Origin of the sequence: Clostridium sp. UBA1652 (assembly GCF_002320975.1) — a bacterium.
GTDB lineage: Bacteria > Bacillota > Clostridia > Clostridiales > Clostridiaceae > Clostridium_T > Clostridium_T intestinale.
In genome coordinates, this window is record NZ_DCLI01000050.1 from 1 (window position 1) to 19,921 (window position 19,921).

17 protein-coding genes are annotated in these 19,921 nt (G+C 31.1%); 12 read left to right on the forward strand and 5 right to left on the reverse strand.

Annotation, left to right across the window (positions count from 1 at the left end; genetic code table 11):
- Positions 1-306: 306 nt before the first annotated feature.
- Positions 307-2,898 (forward strand): bifunctional acetaldehyde-CoA/alcohol dehydrogenase, encoded by a 2,592-nt coding sequence (gene adhE, locus B3N22_RS09415; RefSeq protein ID WP_286906556.1) that lies wholly within the window; start codon positions 307-309, stop codon positions 2,896-2,898.
- Between the two features lie 28 nt (positions 2,899-2,926).
- Here adhE and B3N22_RS09420 read toward each other — a convergent pair whose 3' ends face one another.
- Positions 2,927-4,045 carry a hypothetical protein gene (locus B3N22_RS09420; RefSeq protein WP_286906558.1) on the reverse strand — a complete coding sequence of 373 codons (1,119 nt, stop codon included), beginning with the start codon at positions 4,043-4,045 and terminating at the stop codon, positions 2,927-2,929.
- Between the two features lie 82 nt (positions 4,046-4,127).
- Between B3N22_RS09420 and B3N22_RS09425 the strand changes: the two genes are divergently transcribed.
- The 9 genes from B3N22_RS09425 (at position 4,128) to B3N22_RS09465 (ending at position 14,826) form a co-directional block, all read left to right on the forward strand.
- Positions 4,128-4,904, forward strand: a complete 777-nt coding sequence (locus B3N22_RS09425) for a hypothetical protein (RefSeq protein ID WP_286906560.1) — start codon at positions 4,128-4,130, stop codon at positions 4,902-4,904.
- Positions 4,894-5,760 (forward strand): CPBP family intramembrane glutamic endopeptidase, encoded by an 867-nt coding sequence (locus B3N22_RS09430; RefSeq protein ID WP_286906561.1) that lies wholly within the window; start codon positions 4,894-4,896, stop codon positions 5,758-5,760. Before B3N22_RS09425 ends, B3N22_RS09430 begins: the two co-directional genes overlap by 11 nt.
- Before the next feature lie 160 nt (positions 5,761-5,920).
- Positions 5,921-7,552 carry a hydroxylamine reductase gene (gene hcp, locus B3N22_RS09435; protein ID WP_286906640.1) on the forward strand — a complete coding sequence of 544 codons (1,632 nt, stop codon included), beginning with the start codon at positions 5,921-5,923 and terminating at the stop codon, positions 7,550-7,552.
- A gap of 719 nt (positions 7,553-8,271) precedes the next feature.
- The gene (locus B3N22_RS09440) at positions 8,272-10,485 is read left to right on the forward strand and encodes an extracellular solute-binding protein (protein ID WP_286906563.1); all 2,214 of its coding nucleotides are present in this window, start codon (positions 8,272-8,274) and stop codon (positions 10,483-10,485) included.
- 135 nt (positions 10,486-10,620) lie between these two features.
- The gene (gene deoC / locus B3N22_RS09445; protein ID WP_286906565.1) at positions 10,621-11,319 is read left to right on the forward strand and encodes a deoxyribose-phosphate aldolase; all 699 of its coding nucleotides are present in this window, start codon (positions 10,621-10,623) and stop codon (positions 11,317-11,319) included.
- A 30-nt stretch (positions 11,320-11,349) separates the two neighbouring features.
- Positions 11,350-12,282 carry a ribokinase gene (locus B3N22_RS09450; RefSeq protein WP_286906567.1) on the forward strand — a complete coding sequence of 311 codons (933 nt, stop codon included), beginning with the start codon at positions 11,350-11,352 and terminating at the stop codon, positions 12,280-12,282.
- Positions 12,283-12,777 (forward strand): D-ribose pyranase, encoded by a 495-nt coding sequence (rbsD, locus tag B3N22_RS09455; RefSeq protein ID WP_286906569.1) that lies wholly within the window; start codon positions 12,283-12,285, stop codon positions 12,775-12,777.
- Between the two features lie 32 nt (positions 12,778-12,809).
- Positions 12,810-13,925, forward strand: coding sequence for a Gfo/Idh/MocA family protein (locus B3N22_RS09460; protein WP_286906571.1), 1,116 nt, complete (start codon positions 12,810-12,812; stop codon positions 13,923-13,925).
- Between the two features lies 1 nt (position 13,926).
- Positions 13,927-14,826, forward strand: coding sequence for a sugar phosphate isomerase/epimerase family protein (locus B3N22_RS09465; protein ID WP_286906573.1), 900 nt, complete (start codon positions 13,927-13,929; stop codon positions 14,824-14,826).
- Between the two features lie 110 nt (positions 14,827-14,936).
- On the opposite strand, the gene B3N22_RS09470 is transcribed toward B3N22_RS09465, so the two are convergent.
- From B3N22_RS09470 to B3N22_RS09480, 3 genes are all read right to left on the reverse strand, one after another.
- On the reverse strand, positions 14,937-15,977 hold the full coding sequence (locus tag B3N22_RS09470) for a zf-HC2 domain-containing protein (RefSeq protein ID WP_286906575.1): 1,041 nt from the start codon (positions 15,975-15,977) through the stop codon (positions 14,937-14,939).
- The gene (locus tag B3N22_RS09475) at positions 15,970-16,473 is read right to left on the reverse strand and encodes an RNA polymerase sigma factor (RefSeq protein ID WP_286906577.1); all 504 of its coding nucleotides are present in this window, start codon (positions 16,471-16,473) and stop codon (positions 15,970-15,972) included. Before B3N22_RS09475 ends, B3N22_RS09470 begins: the two co-directional genes overlap by 8 nt.
- 312 nt (positions 16,474-16,785) lie before the next feature.
- Positions 16,786-17,205: a GNAT family N-acetyltransferase gene (locus tag B3N22_RS09480; protein ID WP_286906579.1), complete on the reverse strand. Its 420-nt coding sequence runs from the start codon at positions 17,203-17,205 to the stop codon at positions 16,786-16,788.
- A gap of 203 nt (positions 17,206-17,408) precedes the next feature.
- Between B3N22_RS09480 and B3N22_RS09485 the strand changes: the two genes are divergently transcribed.
- Positions 17,409-17,900, forward strand: a complete 492-nt coding sequence (locus tag B3N22_RS09485; RefSeq protein ID WP_286906581.1) for a hypothetical protein — start codon at positions 17,409-17,411, stop codon at positions 17,898-17,900.
- A 50-nt stretch (positions 17,901-17,950) separates the two neighbouring features.
- Complete coding sequence (locus B3N22_RS09490) at positions 17,951-18,436, forward strand: hypothetical protein (protein ID WP_286906583.1); 486 nt, start codon at positions 17,951-17,953, stop codon at positions 18,434-18,436.
- A 238-nt stretch (positions 18,437-18,674) separates the two neighbouring features.
- Here B3N22_RS09490 and B3N22_RS09495 read toward each other — a convergent pair.
- A protein-coding gene (locus tag B3N22_RS09495; RefSeq protein ID WP_286906586.1) for an IS3 family transposase occupies positions 18,675-19,852 on the reverse strand; the annotation gives its coding sequence in 2 pieces (ribosomal slippage) (positions 18,675-19,579 and positions 19,579-19,852; 1,179 coding nt in all).
- Positions 19,853-19,921: the final 69 nt, after the last annotated feature.

The following is a 19,921-nucleotide window of genomic DNA, read 5'->3' on the forward strand; positions in this document are numbered from 1 at the left end:
CCTTTATAAAATTTGCATATTTGTTCATTTGCGAACCTCCTTAAAAATCTATATATTTAAGGGGCTTCGCCACATTTTCCTAACTATTTGTCAAGCTTTTTCTATTATTTTGATAAAAATTATTGTACGTAAATTGTTATGCAAAAAAAAGAACAGGTATGTATTTGTAAACATACTCTGTCCATAACTATAATATTTATTTCTTAACTTAATGACATTGCAGTCTAGGCTATCTTTTTTTATTCATAATAATACTAAAAGGGTAAATACTAGAATAGAAAATATTCAAACTTTTAGGAGGTTAGTATGAAAGTTACAAATGTTGAGGAACTAATGGAAAAACTAAGATTAGTTAGGGAAGCACAAAGAAAATTCTCATCTTTTTCTCAGGAAAAGGTTGATGATATTTTTAGGGCAGCAGCTATTGCAGCAAATAATGCAAGAATTAAATTAGCTAAAGCAGCTGTAGAAGAAACTGGAATGGGTATTGTAGAGGATAAGGTTATAAAAAATCATTTTGCATCTGAATACATATACAATCAATACAAAGATATGCACACCTGTGGTATTTTAGAGCATGATGCTTCTTTTGGAATAACTAAGGTAGCTGAGCCTATAGGTGTTGTTGCGGCAATTGTTCCAACAACAAATCCAACTTCAACGGCTATTTTTAAAGCTTTGATTTCATTAAAAACTAGAAACGGAATAATCTTTTCACCTCATCCAAGAGCTAAAAATGCAACTATACAAGCTGCAAAAATAGTTTTAGAAGCAGCTGTAAAGGCAGGAGCACCAGAGAATATAATTGGGTGGATAGATGAACCTTCTGTGGAGCTCTCACAGCTTGTAATGAAGGAAGCTGATATAATACTAGCTACTGGAGGTCCAGCCATGGTAAAGGCAGCTTACTCCTCAGGAAAACCAGCTTTAGGAGTAGGTGCAGGTAATACACCAGCAATAATTGATGAAACAGCACACATCAAAATGGCTGTAAATTCAATACTATTATCTAAAACCTTTGATAATGGAGTTATATGTGCCTCAGAACAATCAATTATAGTTATGGAGTCAATATATGATAAAGTTAAAGCAGAATTAAAGGAACGAGGAGCTTACATATTAAAGGGAGAAGAAGTTGAGAAAGTAAGAAATATAATTTTAAATGATAAAGGTGGATTAAACTCAAACATAGTAGGCCAAAGTGCTTATAAAATAGCAGAAATAGCTGGAGTTAAAGTTCCGGAAGAAGCTAAGGTATTAGTTGGAGAAGTTGAATCTGTAGAAATGGAGGAACCCTTCTCTCATGAAAAGTTATCCCCAATATTAGCTATGTACAAAGTTCAAAATTTTGAAGAGGCATTAATAAAAGGGGCAAGACTTATAGAACTTGGAGGGTTTGGTCATACATCAGTTTTATATACAGATCAGTTAAGATCACAAGACAGAATAGAGAAGTTTGGGATAGCAATGAAAACTGCTAGAACCATAGTAAACATGCCAGCTTCACAAGGAGCTATAGGAGATATATATAACTTTAAACTAGCTCCATCTCTAACTCTAGGCTGTGGTTCGTGGGGAGGAAACTCTGTTTCTGAAAATGTTGGACCTAAGCACCTATTAAATATAAAACATGTGGCTGAGAGGAGAGAAAATATGCTTTGGTTTAGAGTTCCAGATAAGATTTACTTTAAATATGGTTCTCTAGGAGTTGCATTAAGAGAACTTGGAGACATGGGTAAAAAGAGAGCCTTTATAGTTACTGATAAGGTGTTATATGATTTAGGATATACTACTAATCTAGTTAGGATATTAGAAGAAGGTAAAATAGATTATAAAATATTTTTTGATGTTGAGCCAGACCCAACCATAGCTACAGCTAAAAAAGGTGCTGAAGAAATGGAGAGATTTAAACCAGATGTAATAATAGCATTAGGTGGAGGTTCTCCAATGGATGCTGCTAAAATAATGTGGGTATTATATGAGCATCCATCAGTTAAATTTGAAGATTTAGCCATGAGGTTTATGGATATTAGAAAGAGGGTATATAAGTTCCCAACCATGGGTGAAAAAGCTTATTTTGTAGCCATTCCAACCTCAGCAGGAACAGGGTCAGAAGTAACTCCATTTGCAGTTATAACTGATGAAAAAACAGGAGTGAAATATCCTTTAGCAGATTATGAGTTAACACCAGATATGGCTATAATAGATGCAGAACTTATGATGAACATGCCAAGAGGACTTACTGCAGCTTCAGGAGTAGATGCCCTAACTCATGCTATAGAGGCTTATGTGTCTGTATTAGCATCAGAATATACCAATGGATTAGCATTAGAATCCATAAGGCTTATATTTAAGTACCTACCTTTAGCTTATAATGAAGGAAATGATAATGTAAAGGCAAGAGAAAAGATGGCACACGCAGCAACAATAGCTGGCATGGCATTTGCAAATTCCTTTTTAGGAATATGCCATTCAATGGCACATAAACTTGGATCTATGCACCATGTTCCACATGGAGTTGCCAATGCACTGTTAATAAATGAGGTAATTAGATTTAATGCTGTGGATGATCCAAGAAAACAAGCTGCTTTTCCACAATATAAATATCCAAACGTTAAATGGAGATATGGAGTAATAGCAGATTATCTAAACCTTGGAGGAAATACTCAAGAAGAGAAAATAGAGAGACTAATAGAAAAGATAGATGAATTAAAGGCTCAAGTTGGAATGCCAAAAACAATCTCAGAATTTGGAGTGTCAAAAGATAAATTCTACTCAAGCTTAGATGAAATGGTAGAGCAAGCTTTTGATGATCAGTGTACAGGAGCTAATCCAAGATATCCACTTATGAGTGAAATAAAACAGATGTACATAAATGCATTTGAAGGAAAGAAATAATAGTAAAGGGCAGCAATGAGGCTGTCCTTTAATTTAGAATTAAGTTGGTTATATCTTTTTCAAAAGGGTCTAGGCTGTTATATAAGTGATACCTTATTTCACCATTGTCATTAGTTCTAAATAACATAAGATATTTATTAGGATTTCCTAAACTTGGACATACATCTATGTTTTCAATATAAGGTAGGTTATAACATAAAGTTTCGTAGCTAGAGTCTAAGGGATTATAACTAATTATCTTTCCAGAGGAATCATAAGAACTAAAAACTATCTTAGTTCCAGCATAGGTTTTATAACCTGATGCAATAGGAGTTTTAGAGCTTTTTATATTTAAAGAATCTGTAGTATTATCTGAAAAAAGTTTAAGGTTATAAAGGTTGTTTTCTTCTTTAGAAATACTTAATAAACCTCTTGAATAATTATCACTAAATAGCTCTGAAGAATAATATATGTTTTCATGAGCTAAGGTTTCTTTTTCTAGAGGACTAAGAGTATAGCTTGTATTTAGGGGATAGCTATACAGGTTCATACCTCCACTTTCAGGTTTATTATAGTAAATAGTAGTATTGTTTAAAGTATCAATAGAAACTATGTTGTGAATATTCAATATGAAATTATTATCATCTTTTGGAGTAAGTATATATTCTATGTTAAAATCCTTAGAGTTTGATTTCAATATGTTAGGAGAAGATTCATAAACAAAAAAGTTATAATAAGATGTTGGATATAAATCTTTATAAGGTTCATTAAGGGATGACACATTAATATTTCCCGGACTGAAAGTTGGTAAAGTTATAATGTGAGTTGAATTAAATAAATAAATATTAGACATAGGAAAATTAGAAATTCTTATTTTGAAAGGTTTGCCATCAGATATATAACCTAGATTATTATCTAAAGTGTAAGAAGATTTATTAAAATCATAAACTCTAATATTAACATTCTCTTGATCTTCAGTTAAAATCAAAAGTTTTGGCTCTTCTTCTGAATTTATTAGTTTGGTATATACTCTTTTATTATCTATAGTAGAAAATAACATATCGCTATCTAAATATTCATAATTTAGTTGTTTTTGTTTCATTGTATTTGTAGTTATTAACGAAATAATAGAGATAATTAATAATAAGGGCAAAACAAATCTCTTCATAAATTCTCCTTAAGACTATGGTAAATATATGGTATAATAACATTATATACTAAAAAATAGAAATAAAAAAGGATGCTAATTTATGAGTAGATATGTAAAAGAGGGATTTGAAGAGTTAAAGGATAAGATATTATTTATTATTTGTATACCTCTGTTCGTAGATATATTAGGTTTGATATTATATGGAAAAATATTTAATGAAAAATTTGAAAGAAGTATGAATTTCATTAATTTTAAATTTGGAGTTATAGGAGTACCACCTTCTGCATCATATCTAATTGATGGATTTCCAAGTGAACTTGGTATATATTTATCAACTACTTTAAACACAGAGTTTCTTCTTACATATCTAATTTTTATACTCATAATGACATTTATAATAAGTGGATACGGAAGTTTGTTAGTTAATTCTCAAAAGGCATCTATAAAAATGTTTTGTAGAGATGGATTTAAGAATTGGAATAAATTTTTTGTAGTTTATTGTCCTAATTATATCTTTGCAATATTATATATGATTGAAAGCCCATATAAGTGGTTAGCATTAGTAGTATATTTTATATATAATATAGTTATATTTTACATAGTGCCAGTCCTTATACTGGATTATGAAAATATAGCTAAAAGTTATTCTAAGTCTTTTAGAATGTTAATCAATAATTTAAGTAAAACCATAGGGTTGTTATTTGAAATGAGTATATGTTTTTTAGTATTAAACATACCCGTATCAATTTTGGTGAATAGTTTTGAATATATAGGAGTATATATTTCAATAATTCCCATAATAACATTAGGAGTAATATCAAATAAAAGTTTTATTAAGCTATATGAATTACACAAGGGGGATATAAATGATAACTAAACTTAAAAGAGTATTTGGCATATTAGGTGAATTTGAGAAGGGTAGACTTAAGGTTGAACGTATAGGTTTCTTCAAAGCTTTAGGGGTATTATTTATTTGGCAGCTATTTGCCATGCTACCTGAGCTTATTTCAACAGGAATATATGCAATAAAAAAAGAATACTACATGATACCTGTAAGTTTTATACTTCAATTTATATGTAATTTATTTTTTGTATATATAATTTTTAGAATTTTTACTCTGCCTAACACCGAAGAAGTAAGGAAAAAAGCAGTTAAAACAAAAAAAATGATACTTTTTAGTATTTTAATATTATTTGGATATAGAATTTTTTATGTTGGAACCTTAGAACATATAATGAATATACTTCCTATACCACAGTTTATAGAAGACATATTTAATATGCTACAAATAGATGATATTCAAGCCTGGGGATTTTTACTTAGCAGTATATTTATAGCTCCTATAGTTGAAGAGGTTGTATGTAGAGGGATAATATTTAATGGTCTTAGAAAGCGTTACTCAGACCTATGGGCTATATTAATATCATCATTTTTATTTGGGTTTATACACCTTAACTTACAACAAGGAATTAATGCTTTTATTATTGGTGTATTGTTCTCTTGGGTGTATGTTAAAACAAATTCACTATATCTTTGTATAGCCCTTCATGCTTTTAATAATTTCATTATAAACCCTATGTATTATGTAATAGGCGAAGATGAAAAGGGAGTCATTGTATCTATAATATTTGCTGTCTTTGGATTACTGATATCAGTTATAGGTATTAGATATTTTATAAAAGAAACAGACAAAATGAAAGAAGAAGATTCCATAGAAATAATTGAATTTTAGATAAATGAAAAAATCTTGTTATTTTAGCAAGATTTTTTTTGTTTGTAACCTTAGTTACCGAAAATATCTTTTATACCCTCTATAATAAAATTGTCGATAGGGACAAGTGATTATGAAAAAAGAATAATTTATATAAATGGAGGAGTTTTAAAAGATGAGTATGTTTTGTTATCAATGTCAAGAAACAGCAGGATGCAGCGGATGTACAGTAAGAGGAGTTTGTGGTAAATCACCAGAACTTGCAGGTCTACAAGATCTACTAATATATACTACTAGAGGTTTATCAGAAATTACTACAAAAGCTAGAGAACAAGGGATAGAAGTATCTCAAGATGTAAATCACTATATAACAATTAACTTATTTACAACAATTACAAATGCTAACTTTGATAATGAAGTATTTTACGGCAGAGTTAGAGAGACTCTTAAGATAAAAAATGAATTATTAGCTAAATTAGCTAACAAAGAAGGTTTATCAGCAGCAGCATTATGGACAGCTGAAACTAACGAAGAGTTTGAAGCAAAAGCTCCTAGCATAGGTGTATTAGCTACTGAAAATGAAGATGTAAGAAGTTTAAGAGAACTTGTAACTTACGGATTAAAAGGTATGTCAGCATACATGAAACATGCTAACGCATTAAACTACAATAATGAAGAAATAGATGCTTTCCTACAAAAAGCTTTAAGCAAAACTTTAGATGATAGCTTAACAGCAGATGAATTAGTAGCTTTAACTTTAGAAACTGGTAAAGTTGGAGTAGATGCAATGGCATTATTAGATGGTGCTAATACTGGAACTTATGGACATCCAGAATTAACAAAAGTTAATATAGGAGTTGGAACTAACCCTGGAATATTAATTTCTGGACATGATTTAAAAGATATAGAAGAATTATTAAAACAAACAGAAGGAACTGGAGTAGACGTTTATACTCACTCAGAAATGCTACCAGCTCACTACTACCCAGCATTCAAGAAGTATTCACACTTTGTAGGAAACTATGGAAATGCATGGTGGAAACAAAATACAGAATTTGAAAGCTTTAATGGACCAATCCTTATGACAACAAACTGTATAGTACCTCCAAAAGCTTCATACAAAGATAGATTATTTACAACTGGTGCTTCTGGATTTGAAGGATGTAAACACATAGAACAAGGTAAAGATGGAGCAGCTAAAGATTTCTCAGAAATAATTGAATTAGCTAAGAAATGTGCAGCACCAACAGAAATAGAAACTGGAGAAATAATTGGTGGATTTGCACATAACCAAGTATTTGCATTAGCAGATAAGGTTGTAGATGCAGTTAAATCAGGAGCTATAAAGAAATTCTTCGTAATGGCAGGTTGTGATGGAAGAGCTAAATCAAGAAATTACTACACTGACTTTGCAAAAGCAATTCCAAGTGATACAGTAATCCTAACAGCTGGTTGTGCTAAATACAAATACAATAAGTTAGATTTAGGTGATATCGGAGGAATTCCAAGAGTATTAGATGCAGGTCAATGTAACGATTCTTACTCATTAGCATTAATCGCTCTAAAATTAAAAGAAGTATTTGAACTTGAAGATATAAATGAATTACCAATAGCATTCAACATTGCTTGGTATGAGCAAAAAGCTGTAATAGTATTATTAAGCTTATTATACTTAGGAGTGAAGAACATTCACTTAGGACCAACATTACCAGCATTCCTTTCTCCAAATGTAGCTAAAGTTTTAGTTGAAAACTTTGGAATCGGTGGAATAACAAACGTTGAAGATGATGTTAAAATGTTCATGGAAATGTAATTAATATAGAAGGAGCTATCGTAAGGTAGCTCTTTCTTTTATTTTATAGAAAAGCTAAACAGGCTAAAGATTAGGTTAAAATAAGATAAGGCCCAAGATAAGGTGCAAGACAGGGCCCAAGATGAGGCCTAAGAAGAAGATAAAAGGAATTTAATGAGACTTGCACATTCGGTAGGCACGTCTTTCAGCGCCAGTCTAATCCTTTAATAGAAGGAATTTGATGGAGCTTGAGAAGAAGCTCCTACAGTGCAGAAGTGCAGAACATCAGAAACGTACAAAATTAGAAAATTAGAAAGATATTGAAAAGAAGAATTCCTACCGTATAGTGGAGTATAAAATAGGCTGAGTCTCCTTAATAATAAGTTATCATAAAGGAGGCACAGCCTATTTTATTAATAAATTTAATTCGGAGCTGAAGTTATTTCTCCTTAACAGGTATCCAAACTTCACTTATATAATCTTCTGATTTAGCACCACTAGGTTTCTACAGAATAGAAAATAAAAGGGGGTTGATAGAGACACGAATTTATTCTACAGGATTATGGCTTAAATTATACGCAATTGAGCAAAAGACTATAGAAATAAGAAAATACAAGATTAGAAAAACTTAATGAAGTTCTTGAACATTTCAAACTATTGCAATATGCAAAACATATGGTATAGTAATGATTATAGATTAGGGTAGGAATTAAAACTTATATAGATTGAGAGGAAAATATATGGCTACAATTAAAGAAGTGGCAATGGCAGCAGGTGTGTCAGTAGGAACAGTTTCAAATGTTATTAATGGAAAGACAAATAATGCTGAAATAATTGAGAAAGTTGAAAAAGTCATAAGAGAGTTAGGTTTTAGACCTGATGCAAAGGCAAGAAGTCTTAAGAGTACTGAAACTTATCTTATTGGTGTAATTGTAAACAACATGGAAGATAGAAGTATACAACTTATGACTGCTGCAATTGAAAAAGAACTTCGTAGCTTTGGTTATAGTATTGTAATAAAGACCACCGATAATAATGAAGTTTTAGAGAATAAATATATAGAATATTTCATTCAATTAGGTGTGGATGGAATAATTGTTAATACTTCAGTTAAGAGAAAAAAATGGCTTGAAAAACTAAAAGAACTTAAGATACCTGTAGTATTAATGAATAAGTCTGTTCATTTGGAAAGCAGTATGGATATAATTCAGGTAAATTATGAACCTGCATTTATGGAGTGTTTTGAGTGGAGTAGGAATTTAGGATTTAAAAGAATAGGGATTGTTTTAGAAAAAGGTATTATAAATAAGGAGAAACTCAAAGATTTAGTAAGAAAAACTGACATAGATATAATATATAAGTTTGTAGGAGATCACAGTGCAGAGAGCGGGTTTAAAGCAGCTTATGAGATTTTATATGAAAATGAGGATATTGATGTTATAATCATTGGAGGTTATATGCTCTCAAAAGGTGCTAATAAGGCTATTGAGGTATTTGAAGAGGAGAAGAAAATACATAAAGTATGTATAAAGACAGAGAATTGGATTGAAGATGATAACGTATTTGATGCTTTAATAGAGGTTTCAAATTATGAAATTGGTTATATAGCTTCTCACAGGATGATTGAAATTATTGGATTAAAGGGAAGAAGCGGCACAAACATAAATACAGTGAAAGCTTCATTTAAGATAAAAGAAAAAGCTTTTTATAATGGTAGTAAATTTTCCGTAGATAGCAGTAACACTCTTCATGTAGCTATATTAAATGCTGAAACTGCCAATGTGCTTACGAAGCTATCTAAAGTATATGAAAAGGAAAATGGCATAAAGATAGAATATCATAGTATGAAGTATAGAGAGTTGTGGAAATTGGTATCAAATCCTGAAAAGCTAAAAGAAAGCGGGATTGATATCTTTATGTATGACGTAATATGGAAGGAAGTTTTAGCTAATACCAATGCTTTAGAGGATATATCAAATATAAAAGATAAGAATTTAAGTTACTTTTCAGATTTTATAGATGATATAGTAGATAATTACGGAGTTTATGATGGCAAACTGTATGGACTTCCTTTTCTAACAGGAACTCAGCTTTTATTTTATCAGAAAGATTTGTTTGAAGATAATTCTATTAAGCTTCAATTTCAAAGAAGATATGGATATGAATTAAATGTTCCATCAAATTGGAATGAGTTTAATGAGATTGCTGAATTTTTTACTAGAGAATTTAATGATAGATCTCCAGTAAAATATGGAACTGCATTAATAAATCAAGGGAATTTATACAATAGTATTGAATTCTTAAATAGACTATGGTCCTACGAAGGAAAGTTTGTTGAAGATAATAAGATAGCTTTAAAGTCTTTATTAGTTAAGATTGCTATAGAAGACTATAAAAAAAGTTTTAAATACATAAAGAAAGATGAAATTATAGAGAGTTGGGAAGATATAGCTAGTATATTTAAAAGTGGTGAAGTAGCTATGACTATTTTATATGATTCCTATGCCTTTGGAATAAATGATTCCATGGAGTCTAAAGTTGTGGGAAATATAGGAAGCGCAATGATACCAGGGAAATCTCCGGTACTAGGGGGTTGGGGCCTTGGTTTAAACAGTAATAGTGAAACAAAGATTCTAGCACTTGATTTCATGATGTGGGCTTGTGGTAAAAGAATTGGAAATCCCTTTGCTGTACTTTCAGGTATTTCAAGTAGAAAATCTTTTTATTTAAATAAAGATTTAGATGGACTATATCCTTGGAAGAGCAAAGTTCTTGAAAGTTATGCCCAAAGCAAGATTAGAGGACTACTTAAAGGATATGATAAATTAAATATAAACATTAAGTTATATGATGAAATATTAGGAAAATATCTTGGAAAGATAGTAAGAGATGAAATTAATATTGATGAAGCTATAAAAATAATGGGTGATGAAATAAATAACATAATGAAGTAGAGGTCTCGAGAATAAAATCTCGAGATTTTTTTTATTTATTAAAAAGGTATTGATTAACAATTTCTTTAATGATATATTATATATAGATTCATGAAACGATTCATGAAATAATTAAAAGCACAAGGAGAGGTAACCATGATTGATTTTAAAGATAAGAGTCAAGTAGCAAAAGCTATACAATTTACAAATGTAAATCCTAATTTAACTAGAGAAGGACTATTAAAGCATTTAGAAATATGCATGCAGTATAATTTTCAGGCAGCTATGATTGCTCCGTGCTATATAAGGCTTGCAAAAGAAGTTTTAAAAGGTACTGGAATAGAAGTTGCTTCAACTCTAAATTTTCCACAGGCAAATGATACTTTAGGTATGAAGCTTGCTGCTTTAAAAGAAATGATTAAGGAAGGTGTAGATCAATTTGATTTTCCTCCTAATCCAGGCTTATTAATAGGAGGATATGAAAAAGAGTATTTTGAGGAAATGAAGCAAATAGTAGAGATATCTCATGCAAATGGAGTTATAGTAAAATCTATGCTAGAATTTGGTTTTTTAAATGAAGAACAAAAGGTTAAAGCATCAAAATTAGCATGTGAAGCTGGGATAGACTGGGTTAAACAATCAAGTGGATGGGGAATTGGTGGCTGTGCTGCAACTGTTCAAGATGTGAAAATCTTAAAAGAAAATATCTCATTACCTTGTAGAGTAAAGGTTTCAGGCAAAGTAAATTCTTTAGAGAAGATGAGAGAAATGTTTGAAGCTGGAGCTGAATTGGTTGGTACAAGCTCTGGACCTGCTATTGTAGATGGACTTATAGGAGATCCAAATGCATATTAAAATATATTAATGTGGAAAGGGGAGAAGAAAATGAAGGTTTGTATTATAGGTAGCTATGCCAAAGCTTTAGTTATGACAGTTGATAGAATACCTATAGCTGGTGAGACTTTAATAGGATGGGATTATAGAGGAACTTTTGGAGGAAAAGGTTCTGATATGGCTGTACAAGCTACGAGATTAGGGGCAGAGGTAACCTATATAGGAGTAGTGGGAAGTGATTTTCACGGACAAGAGTTTATAGAACTTATGAAAAATGAAGGTATTGATATATCTGGACTTAGAGTAACAGATAAAGAGACAACAGGAACAGGGTTTATTGTAAAGGATGTTAATGCAAAAAATATGATTGTAGTTGCCCCAGGAGCAAATAATCTTTTTAGTAAAGAAGATATTGATATTAATTTAGAATTAATCAATGAGTCTAAAGTAGTATTGGCACAATTAGAAATACCCATAGAAACAGCACTATATTCTCTTAAAAAAGGAAAAGAGTCAGGAAAGATTACTATTTTAAATCCAGCACCAGCAGTTAAGCTTGTAGATAAGGATTTAAGTTTTGTAGATATTCTTACTCCTAATGAAACTGAGGCAAGAATAGTGGCGGGAATACCATTAGGTTCTTCACTTTCTAACCAAGCGGTTGCAGATATAGTATTAAAAACAGGATGTAAAGCTGTAGTTATGACTTTAGGAGATAAGGGTTCAGAAGTATTTACAAAAGAGGGTTCTTATAAAGTCGATTCTTACAAAATAGATGTTGTGGATTCTAATGGAGCAGGTGATTCATTTAATGCCTCTTTAGCTACAGCATTATCAAGGGGAGGTACTTTGGAGGAAGGCGTTAATTATGGAAATGCAGTAGCTGCTCTTTGCTGTACAAAATGGGAAACTGTACCCTCTTATCATAAATCAAAAGAAGTAGAAGAATTTATAAAATCTTATAAAAAGGAGAGTGAGGTTTAAATGAGACCTAATAGAATTTTACATCCAGAACTTGCAAAAGCAATAGCTACTTGTGGGCATACAGATATTATATTGGTTACTGATGCTGGTTTCCCAATACCTAAAGATGCTAACAGAATAGATTTAGGTTTTTATGTAGGGCAAGCTGACGTGTTAGAGATTTTAAAAATGCTTCGTAAAGAAATATTTGTGGAGGAAGTTAGTTTTGCAACAGAAGTAAAAACTCATCATCCAGCTTTGTATGAAGAGGTTCAAAGCATATATACGGGTTCTGGTGCGTTATTTAAGGGTACAACTCATGAAGATCTAGTGGAGAATATTGCACCAAAGGCTAAAGTAGTTATTCGTTCAGGGTCATTAAATGCTTGGGCTAATTTTGCACTTACATGTAGTACAGATCCATTTGCATGGTTTACGGAAGAGGACATTACTATTCTAGATTCTTATGTGGAAAGAAGAAAAAAGATTAGTGATAATGAAGTTCCAGAATTATAATAAATATATAAGGGTTAGAAAGGATGGGATTTATGGACAATATTAGAGAAAAATTAGAAAAAGCTACTTTGCCAGTAATGCCCAAGAGAATGGATTATAAAATAGGAGTTATTGGTGCTGGGTTTATAGTTAGAAATTGTCACTTAGTAGCGTATAGAAAAGCTGGATTTAATCCTTACGCAATTACTTCGTTAAATATGGAGCAAAGTAAGGAGGTTGCTGAACTTCATGGTATAAAAAAAATATATAGAGATTGGCGTGAACTTGTAGATGACGAAGAGATAGAGGTTATAGATATTGCAGTTCCTCCTCATGTACAGCTTGAAATCGTTAAATATATCTGCAGTAAAAAACATATAAAGGGAATACTTTGTCAGAAGCCAATAGCTATGTCAGTTGAGGAAAGCAGGGAAATAGTAAGAATAGGGAAAGAAGCTGGTATACCAATTGCCGTAAACTCAAATATGAGATATGACCAAGCTATGAGGGCCCTTAAATATATATTAGATGAAGGATTAATAGGAAAACCAGTAATAGCAAGCATAGATATGAGAGCTATTCCAGATTGGCAGGCTTTCTTAAAGGAGTACAAAAAACTTGAGATTTATGCAATGGGGGTTCATCATATAGATATATTCCGCTATCTGTTTGGAGATCCAGAAAAAATTACAGCAATTTGCCGTACAGATCCTAGGACAAAGTATGAGCATACAGATGGAATAGTTCAGTATACCTTCAAATATGATGATGGAATGATGGCAACTAGTTTAGATGATGTATGGGCTTGGCCAGAAGAACCCTGTAAAAAAAATAATTATATAAATTGGCGAGTTGAGGGAACGGATGGTTTTGCAGAAGGCGATATAGGATGGCATAAGAGAGAACCTGAATTTGCTGGCAGTACCTTGCGTCTTGCATGTAAAGGTTATCCTAATCAGTGGGTAGAACCTAAATGGGAAACACAATGGTTTCCAGATGCTTTTGTTGGAACCATGTCAAATCTTCTTTGTGCTATAGAAAATGGAACTGATCCTGAAATTAGCGCAGAGGATAATGTAAAAACTCTTGCTTGCGTTGAGGCTTGTTATAAATCCATAAAAGAAGAGAGAACAGTATATTTATCAGAAATATTAGAGGGGGAAAAATAATATGATTTCAGTTGGTATTTTTACTGGTTATTATCCTTATAGTTTGGAGGAAACAATAGAAAAGGCTAAAAAAGATGGAATGAGCTGTGTTCAGCTAGATCTAGAATTTAAAGATATAGATTTAAGCAGAGGAAATATTACAAAAGAAAAGGCAAACAAGGTACGAGATGCCTTTCGTGATGCTAATCTTCCAATTGTGGCTATATCAGCCTATACTAATTTAGTACACCCAGATCCAGTAGAAAGAGAGAAAAATATAAGCTATATAAAAGAAATACTTGCTAATGCTAGAGAATTTGGAACTCCATACGTGGTTAGTGAAACTGGAACGTATAATACAGAAAGTGACTGGTTATATGATCCTAAAAATTCTACAGAAGAAGCTTATCAAGAATTTAAGGCAATAGCTATTGACATTGCAAAATTTGCTTATGAACATGATTCAGTATTCTTGGTGGAAAACTATGTTAATAATATAGTAGGTTCTGTGGATCAAGTTGCAAGGCTTCTTCAAGAGGTTAATCATCCTGGTTTAGGACTGTTATTAGATCCTACAAACTATTTTGATGACTCAAATATTGATGACGTAAACCCAACTATAGAAAAGATGTTCCATGTTCTTGATGATAAGATAAAACTAGCTCATGCAAAAGATTGTAAGAGAGCAGTGGATCAAGGAGAAAAATTTGGAGGTGGGTCAGCAGAGCATAATAGCTTTAGAGGAGCAGGTGCAGTAGAACTTCCAGCAGCTGGGCTTGGAGTTTTAAATTATGAGCTTTATTTAGAAAAACTTGCAAAGAATCATCCTAATATTCCTCTAATAATAGAGCATTTAGATGAAAGTGATATTCCAAGAGCTAAGAAGTTTGTTGATGAAACTTTGAAAAAAGTTGGTTCATAATGTAAAGGATTAAAATAAAGAAAAATGGCTGGGACTCTTTAAGATAGGATATGAAGCTTAAAGAGTCCCAGTTTATATTGTTAGAAAGTTAGATGCTTTGGATTTAATTACTATTTTTCGGATTTTAGTGAGAAGTTTTCTTCTTTATCATTCCATTTTACAGTGAAGTTAATTTGATCTGTATTTCTAAGAGGTAGACCAGTTCCACCACTAATTCCAAGTGGTTCAGCATAGCCTTGATTATTTAGTGTTGCACCGTTAGAGCTGCCTTTTTGACTACCAGCTTCATACTCAAATGTAAGTTCACCAATGTTATTTATATCAGACTTTTTATATTTAAGTGATGGATAGGTAGTACTATAACTATCATAATGAGAAACTCCATTTTCGTCCTCAAACCAATTTTCATAATATTTTACTTTAAAAGTTCCTTCCCAGTTTTCACTTTCACCAGTAAAATTTAGTATTTTACCATCATTTAGATATTTAAAAACAGTATCATCTATTAAGTTTAGGGTTTTAAGTAAACTATTGACCTCATCTTCTGCTTCAGGTATTTTTGAAGGTTTATATACTAAAAAAGAATTATTTGCTTTATAAGAAATAGACTTAAGAGAAGGTATATAATCATTTTTAATATCTTTATTTACTATATTTTGACGTATTATAAAGGAATCAAAAATATATATTAGAAATTTATCAGATGTATTATTTACATTATAAACAGTTGGTTTAATTCCACCTATATAATCTTCATCATCTATAGGGGAATTATCTTTACTTAATATTATACCTTGATTCTGAAAAGTTTTAACTATAGATTTTGATGTTAAAAGCTTATTTTTAGAGTTTTCTCCTATTTTGTATCCAATTGTTCCGATAGCTATAAAAATAGTTAATACTATAGCCACAACAGCTATACTCCACTTCTTAAGCCTTTTTATAAGTAATTTAAATGTATTAGGATTAGGTAGGGTATCTTCAAAACTTCCTATTTTTATTTCTTCTTTTGAATACTCTTGAAGTAATGTGTTACAGTTTTCACACTCATTTAAGTGAGTTTCAATTATTTCTTTTGTTTCATAATTTACAGCATCTTCGATATATAAAGGGAGTAAATCTTCAATTAAATTACAAGGAATTTTATTCATTTATATTACCTCCTTCACTATAGATTTTTTTAAAAGCCACTCTTCCACGGTGTATATTTACTTTTACCCAAGACAGAGAGTGGTTAGTTATTATGGCTATCTCTTCATAGGAAATGCCTTGCCAATCCCTAAGCCAAAGTACTTCACGTTGATTTTTTGGTATTTGTTTCAGACAATTTTCAATCATCTCAGATTGTTCTTTTTTGTTATATTCATCTTCAGGTGTACTTTTGTCAGGAATATTATAAATTTCTTCATTAATAGAACTTGTCTTTAGATTTACTTTTTTATAATGTTGGCTGTAGACATTTCTAGCAATTTTATATATCCAAGTGGACACGTGAGAATCACCTCTAAATCTGTGAAAAGATCTTACAACCTGAAAAAAAGTTTCCTGAGTAAGCTCCTCAGACAAATGGAAATCTAAAGTTAATCCATACAAATATTTAAAAATAAACTTCTCATAAGATTCATAAAGCTCCCTTACCCTCTCCAAAAAATCACCCCCTAAATATATAGTGGAAAAGTCCGGGTAAAAGTTACACACCTTAATCCTGTAGAGGCTTCTTCTCAAGCCTCATTAAATTCTTGTTTAGCCTTATTCCTGTAGGAGCTTCTTCTCAAGCTCCATCAAATTCCTTTTAAACTTATTCCTGTAGGAGCTTCTTCTCAAGCTCCATCAAATTCCTTTTAAACTTATTCCTGTAGAGGACGTTCCTCAGGCCTCATCAAATTCCTTTTCACCCTTAATCCTGTAGAAACTCTATGCACTTGTCCAAATTCACTAATTAACCCATTTTACCTACCTCTATTTTTCTATAAATTGAACCATACCTGCACCATAATTGTCAGTTGGTCTTGTCCAAAAACCAAATTTTTTATAAAACTCTTCTTTACCTTTAACAGACATCAAACCAACCACAGCTTCATTACAAGCATTTTCATATATGTAGTTCATTATTTTTTCCATGATTCTAGCTCCAATTCCCTTTCGTTGGTGATCAGGATGAATAATCACATCTTGTATGTAAAAGCAGGTGCTATTATCACCAACAACGCGTGCAGTACCTACTACATCTCCATTAAGAAGAATACAAACACTGTATAAGGAGTTATCCAAGCCTAGCTTTAGAGAATTTTCATTAATTTCTCCCCATCCAACTAAAGTTCTTAATTGATTTAATTCATTTACTGCAGGAAGTTTTTCTATTAATTGATAGTTTTTCATATTTACATCCCCTTTATTTTAAAGTAATAGATTATTTAAGAAATTATAGCATAAATAATTACAAATATGAGGAAGATTATTGAGATTGAAGCGTTTATCAGCTTAAAGAAATTCAGTAGAACTTGAGATAAAAACCTAAATATAGGTGGATGAATACTTCTTTTTTCTATGGAGAACTATACTTAATAAAGGAAGTGAAGAGAATGAAATTATTAATATCTATGATTATTGCTTTCAATTTAATAACCAATACTAGTACATTAACTGAACCTAACACTACTAAATTTTCTAATCTCATAGATGTATACATATTAGCCTATGATACTATGCTTACAGGGATTAATGAACCTATATTGGATTACATTATATTAGATATGGAGTCGATATACTTTAAGGATATCACCTATGAAGATAGACAAAAAGCCATACAATATTTTCAAAAGTATAATAAGCCAGTTTTAAATGCATCATTATTTAAGTTGCAACAAATTGGTTTGGCAGATAAACTGAGTAATCTTAAACTGAAAGGTACTTTGTTAATGATGACTAATATTGAAGCGAGTGAAAATAATGCAATGATTATAGAAGGGTACAGATATAACAGCCCTACTGGTGCAGCTAGATTTAGAGTAACACTTAAAGTAAAAGATGATAAGTGGAAGGTTGATAAAGTTGATTTAGTATCAGTATCTTAATTTTAGATAATCTTTTTTTAAATTTAGAATATTAAAAGGAAGTGATATTAATGAAACTATTAATCTCTCTAATTACAGCTTTTCAATTAGTAACAATCACAGCGCCAGTTAAGGTATCAAGACAAAATGAGGGAATGGGAATAATTGAACCCCTTATTTTAGCTTACGATGCTATGTATACTGGAAACAAAGAACCTGAGAAAGATTACATTATATTGGATATGGAGTCTTTATTTTTTACTGATACTACAGTAGAAGATAGACAAAAAGCTATACAATATTTTCAAAAGTATAATAAGCCAATTTTAAATGCTTCAGTGGTTACTTTGCAACAAATTGGTTTAGCAGATTCTGTTGGAGAGCTTAAAATAAATGCTCACTTGTTAATGCTATCAAAAGTTGATTCAGTGTCTTTAGGAAATTTAGTTATAGAAGGGTACAAGTGGTTTAGTCCTAATTCATATACTCATTTTAGAGTAGGGATAGAAAAAGTAAATAATAAATGGAAAGTTACAAAGGTGGATATACTTAAATAATTTATCAGAAGAAAAATTTTATACATATTTAAATAATAAGCAAAACTAAAAAGCTACTACTAGATTTTTAGTTTTGCTTTATTTTTTATTGGACTAGTCAATTTCTTAGGAATATATATAGATATATTCTTTTCTATATTTCTATATTTCTATATAACTATATAACTATATATAGTGTTTATGCAGCTTTGGAGGGTTTTATTGGACCTAGGTCAATATCTTGGACACATTTTAAGTCTCAAATTGTCATTCTAAAAAGATCTTCTTTCATTTGCGGAGTTATGTAATCAATAGAACTATGAATTCTTTTACGGTTATACCAAGACTCAATGAAAATAAATAAGTCTAACTTTGCACTTTCATAATCATAATATTGAACATTGTTAACTTGTTCTTTCTTTAAAATAGAATGAAAAGACTCTATACAGGCGTTATCATAAGGGCATGCTTTTCTGCTATTTGAAGCTTTTATTCCATATTTTTTTAGTCTATTAATAAACTCTGTACTTGTGTATTGAACTCCAAGATCAGAGTGGAAAATAAGCGATTCAGTTGGCTTTTGGATTTTATATGCATTATCTAAAGCAGCTATTACTACAGAAGAATCCATAGTTCTTGAAAATGAGTAGCCAACTATCTTTCTCGTATACAAGTCCATAATAGAAGCTAAGTAGCACCAGCCGTCCTTTAATGTATGAATGTAAGTTATATCTCCTACCCATTTTTCATTTAGTTTGGTAGTTTTAAAGTCCTGTTTGAGTAAGTTTACTCTTTCCAATACTTTCTTAGTAGATTTCGTTGGTCTAAATTTTTTAATTACTATAGAACGAATATTTAGCTCCTTCTTTAATCTCTGAACTCGTTTAATACTTATATAAGTACCTGACTTTTCAAGAGTTTTTTGTATTTTGGGAGCACCATATCTACATTTGTTTTCATTATAAATTTGTAGTATTCTTTCTTTCAATATTATGTTTTCCGATTCCCTCCGGGACGGAGTATGGTGATGAGATTGGTAGTAAGTACTCTTAGGCATATTCAGTAATTTACACATGAGTCTTACTGGATAAATTCCATGATTATCATCAATAAATTTAATTATATCTCTTGGTCCTTTGAGAATATGGCGATAGCTTTTTTTAATATTTCAAGTTCCATTTTAATTCGTTCATTTTCTTTCTTTAATTTTGCGAACTCTTTAGAGTCTTCTTTACTCTTTTCTTCAGTAGCTTTACTCTTTTTAGCTATAATAGGCTTTTTCGAGATTTTCTCTTTCACTTGAACACTATTAGTCCAGTTATTCAGAGTAGCTGTTGACACGCCATATTCTTCACATATCTCTTTAATTGGTTTTCCAGTATTGTATACTTCAATTACCATCTTCTTAAAATCATCTGTATAAGTTTTTCTTCTCACTTGAACACACCTCTCTTAACTTTATTATAAATAATTATTAAAATGTGTCCATAAAACTATACTAGCACC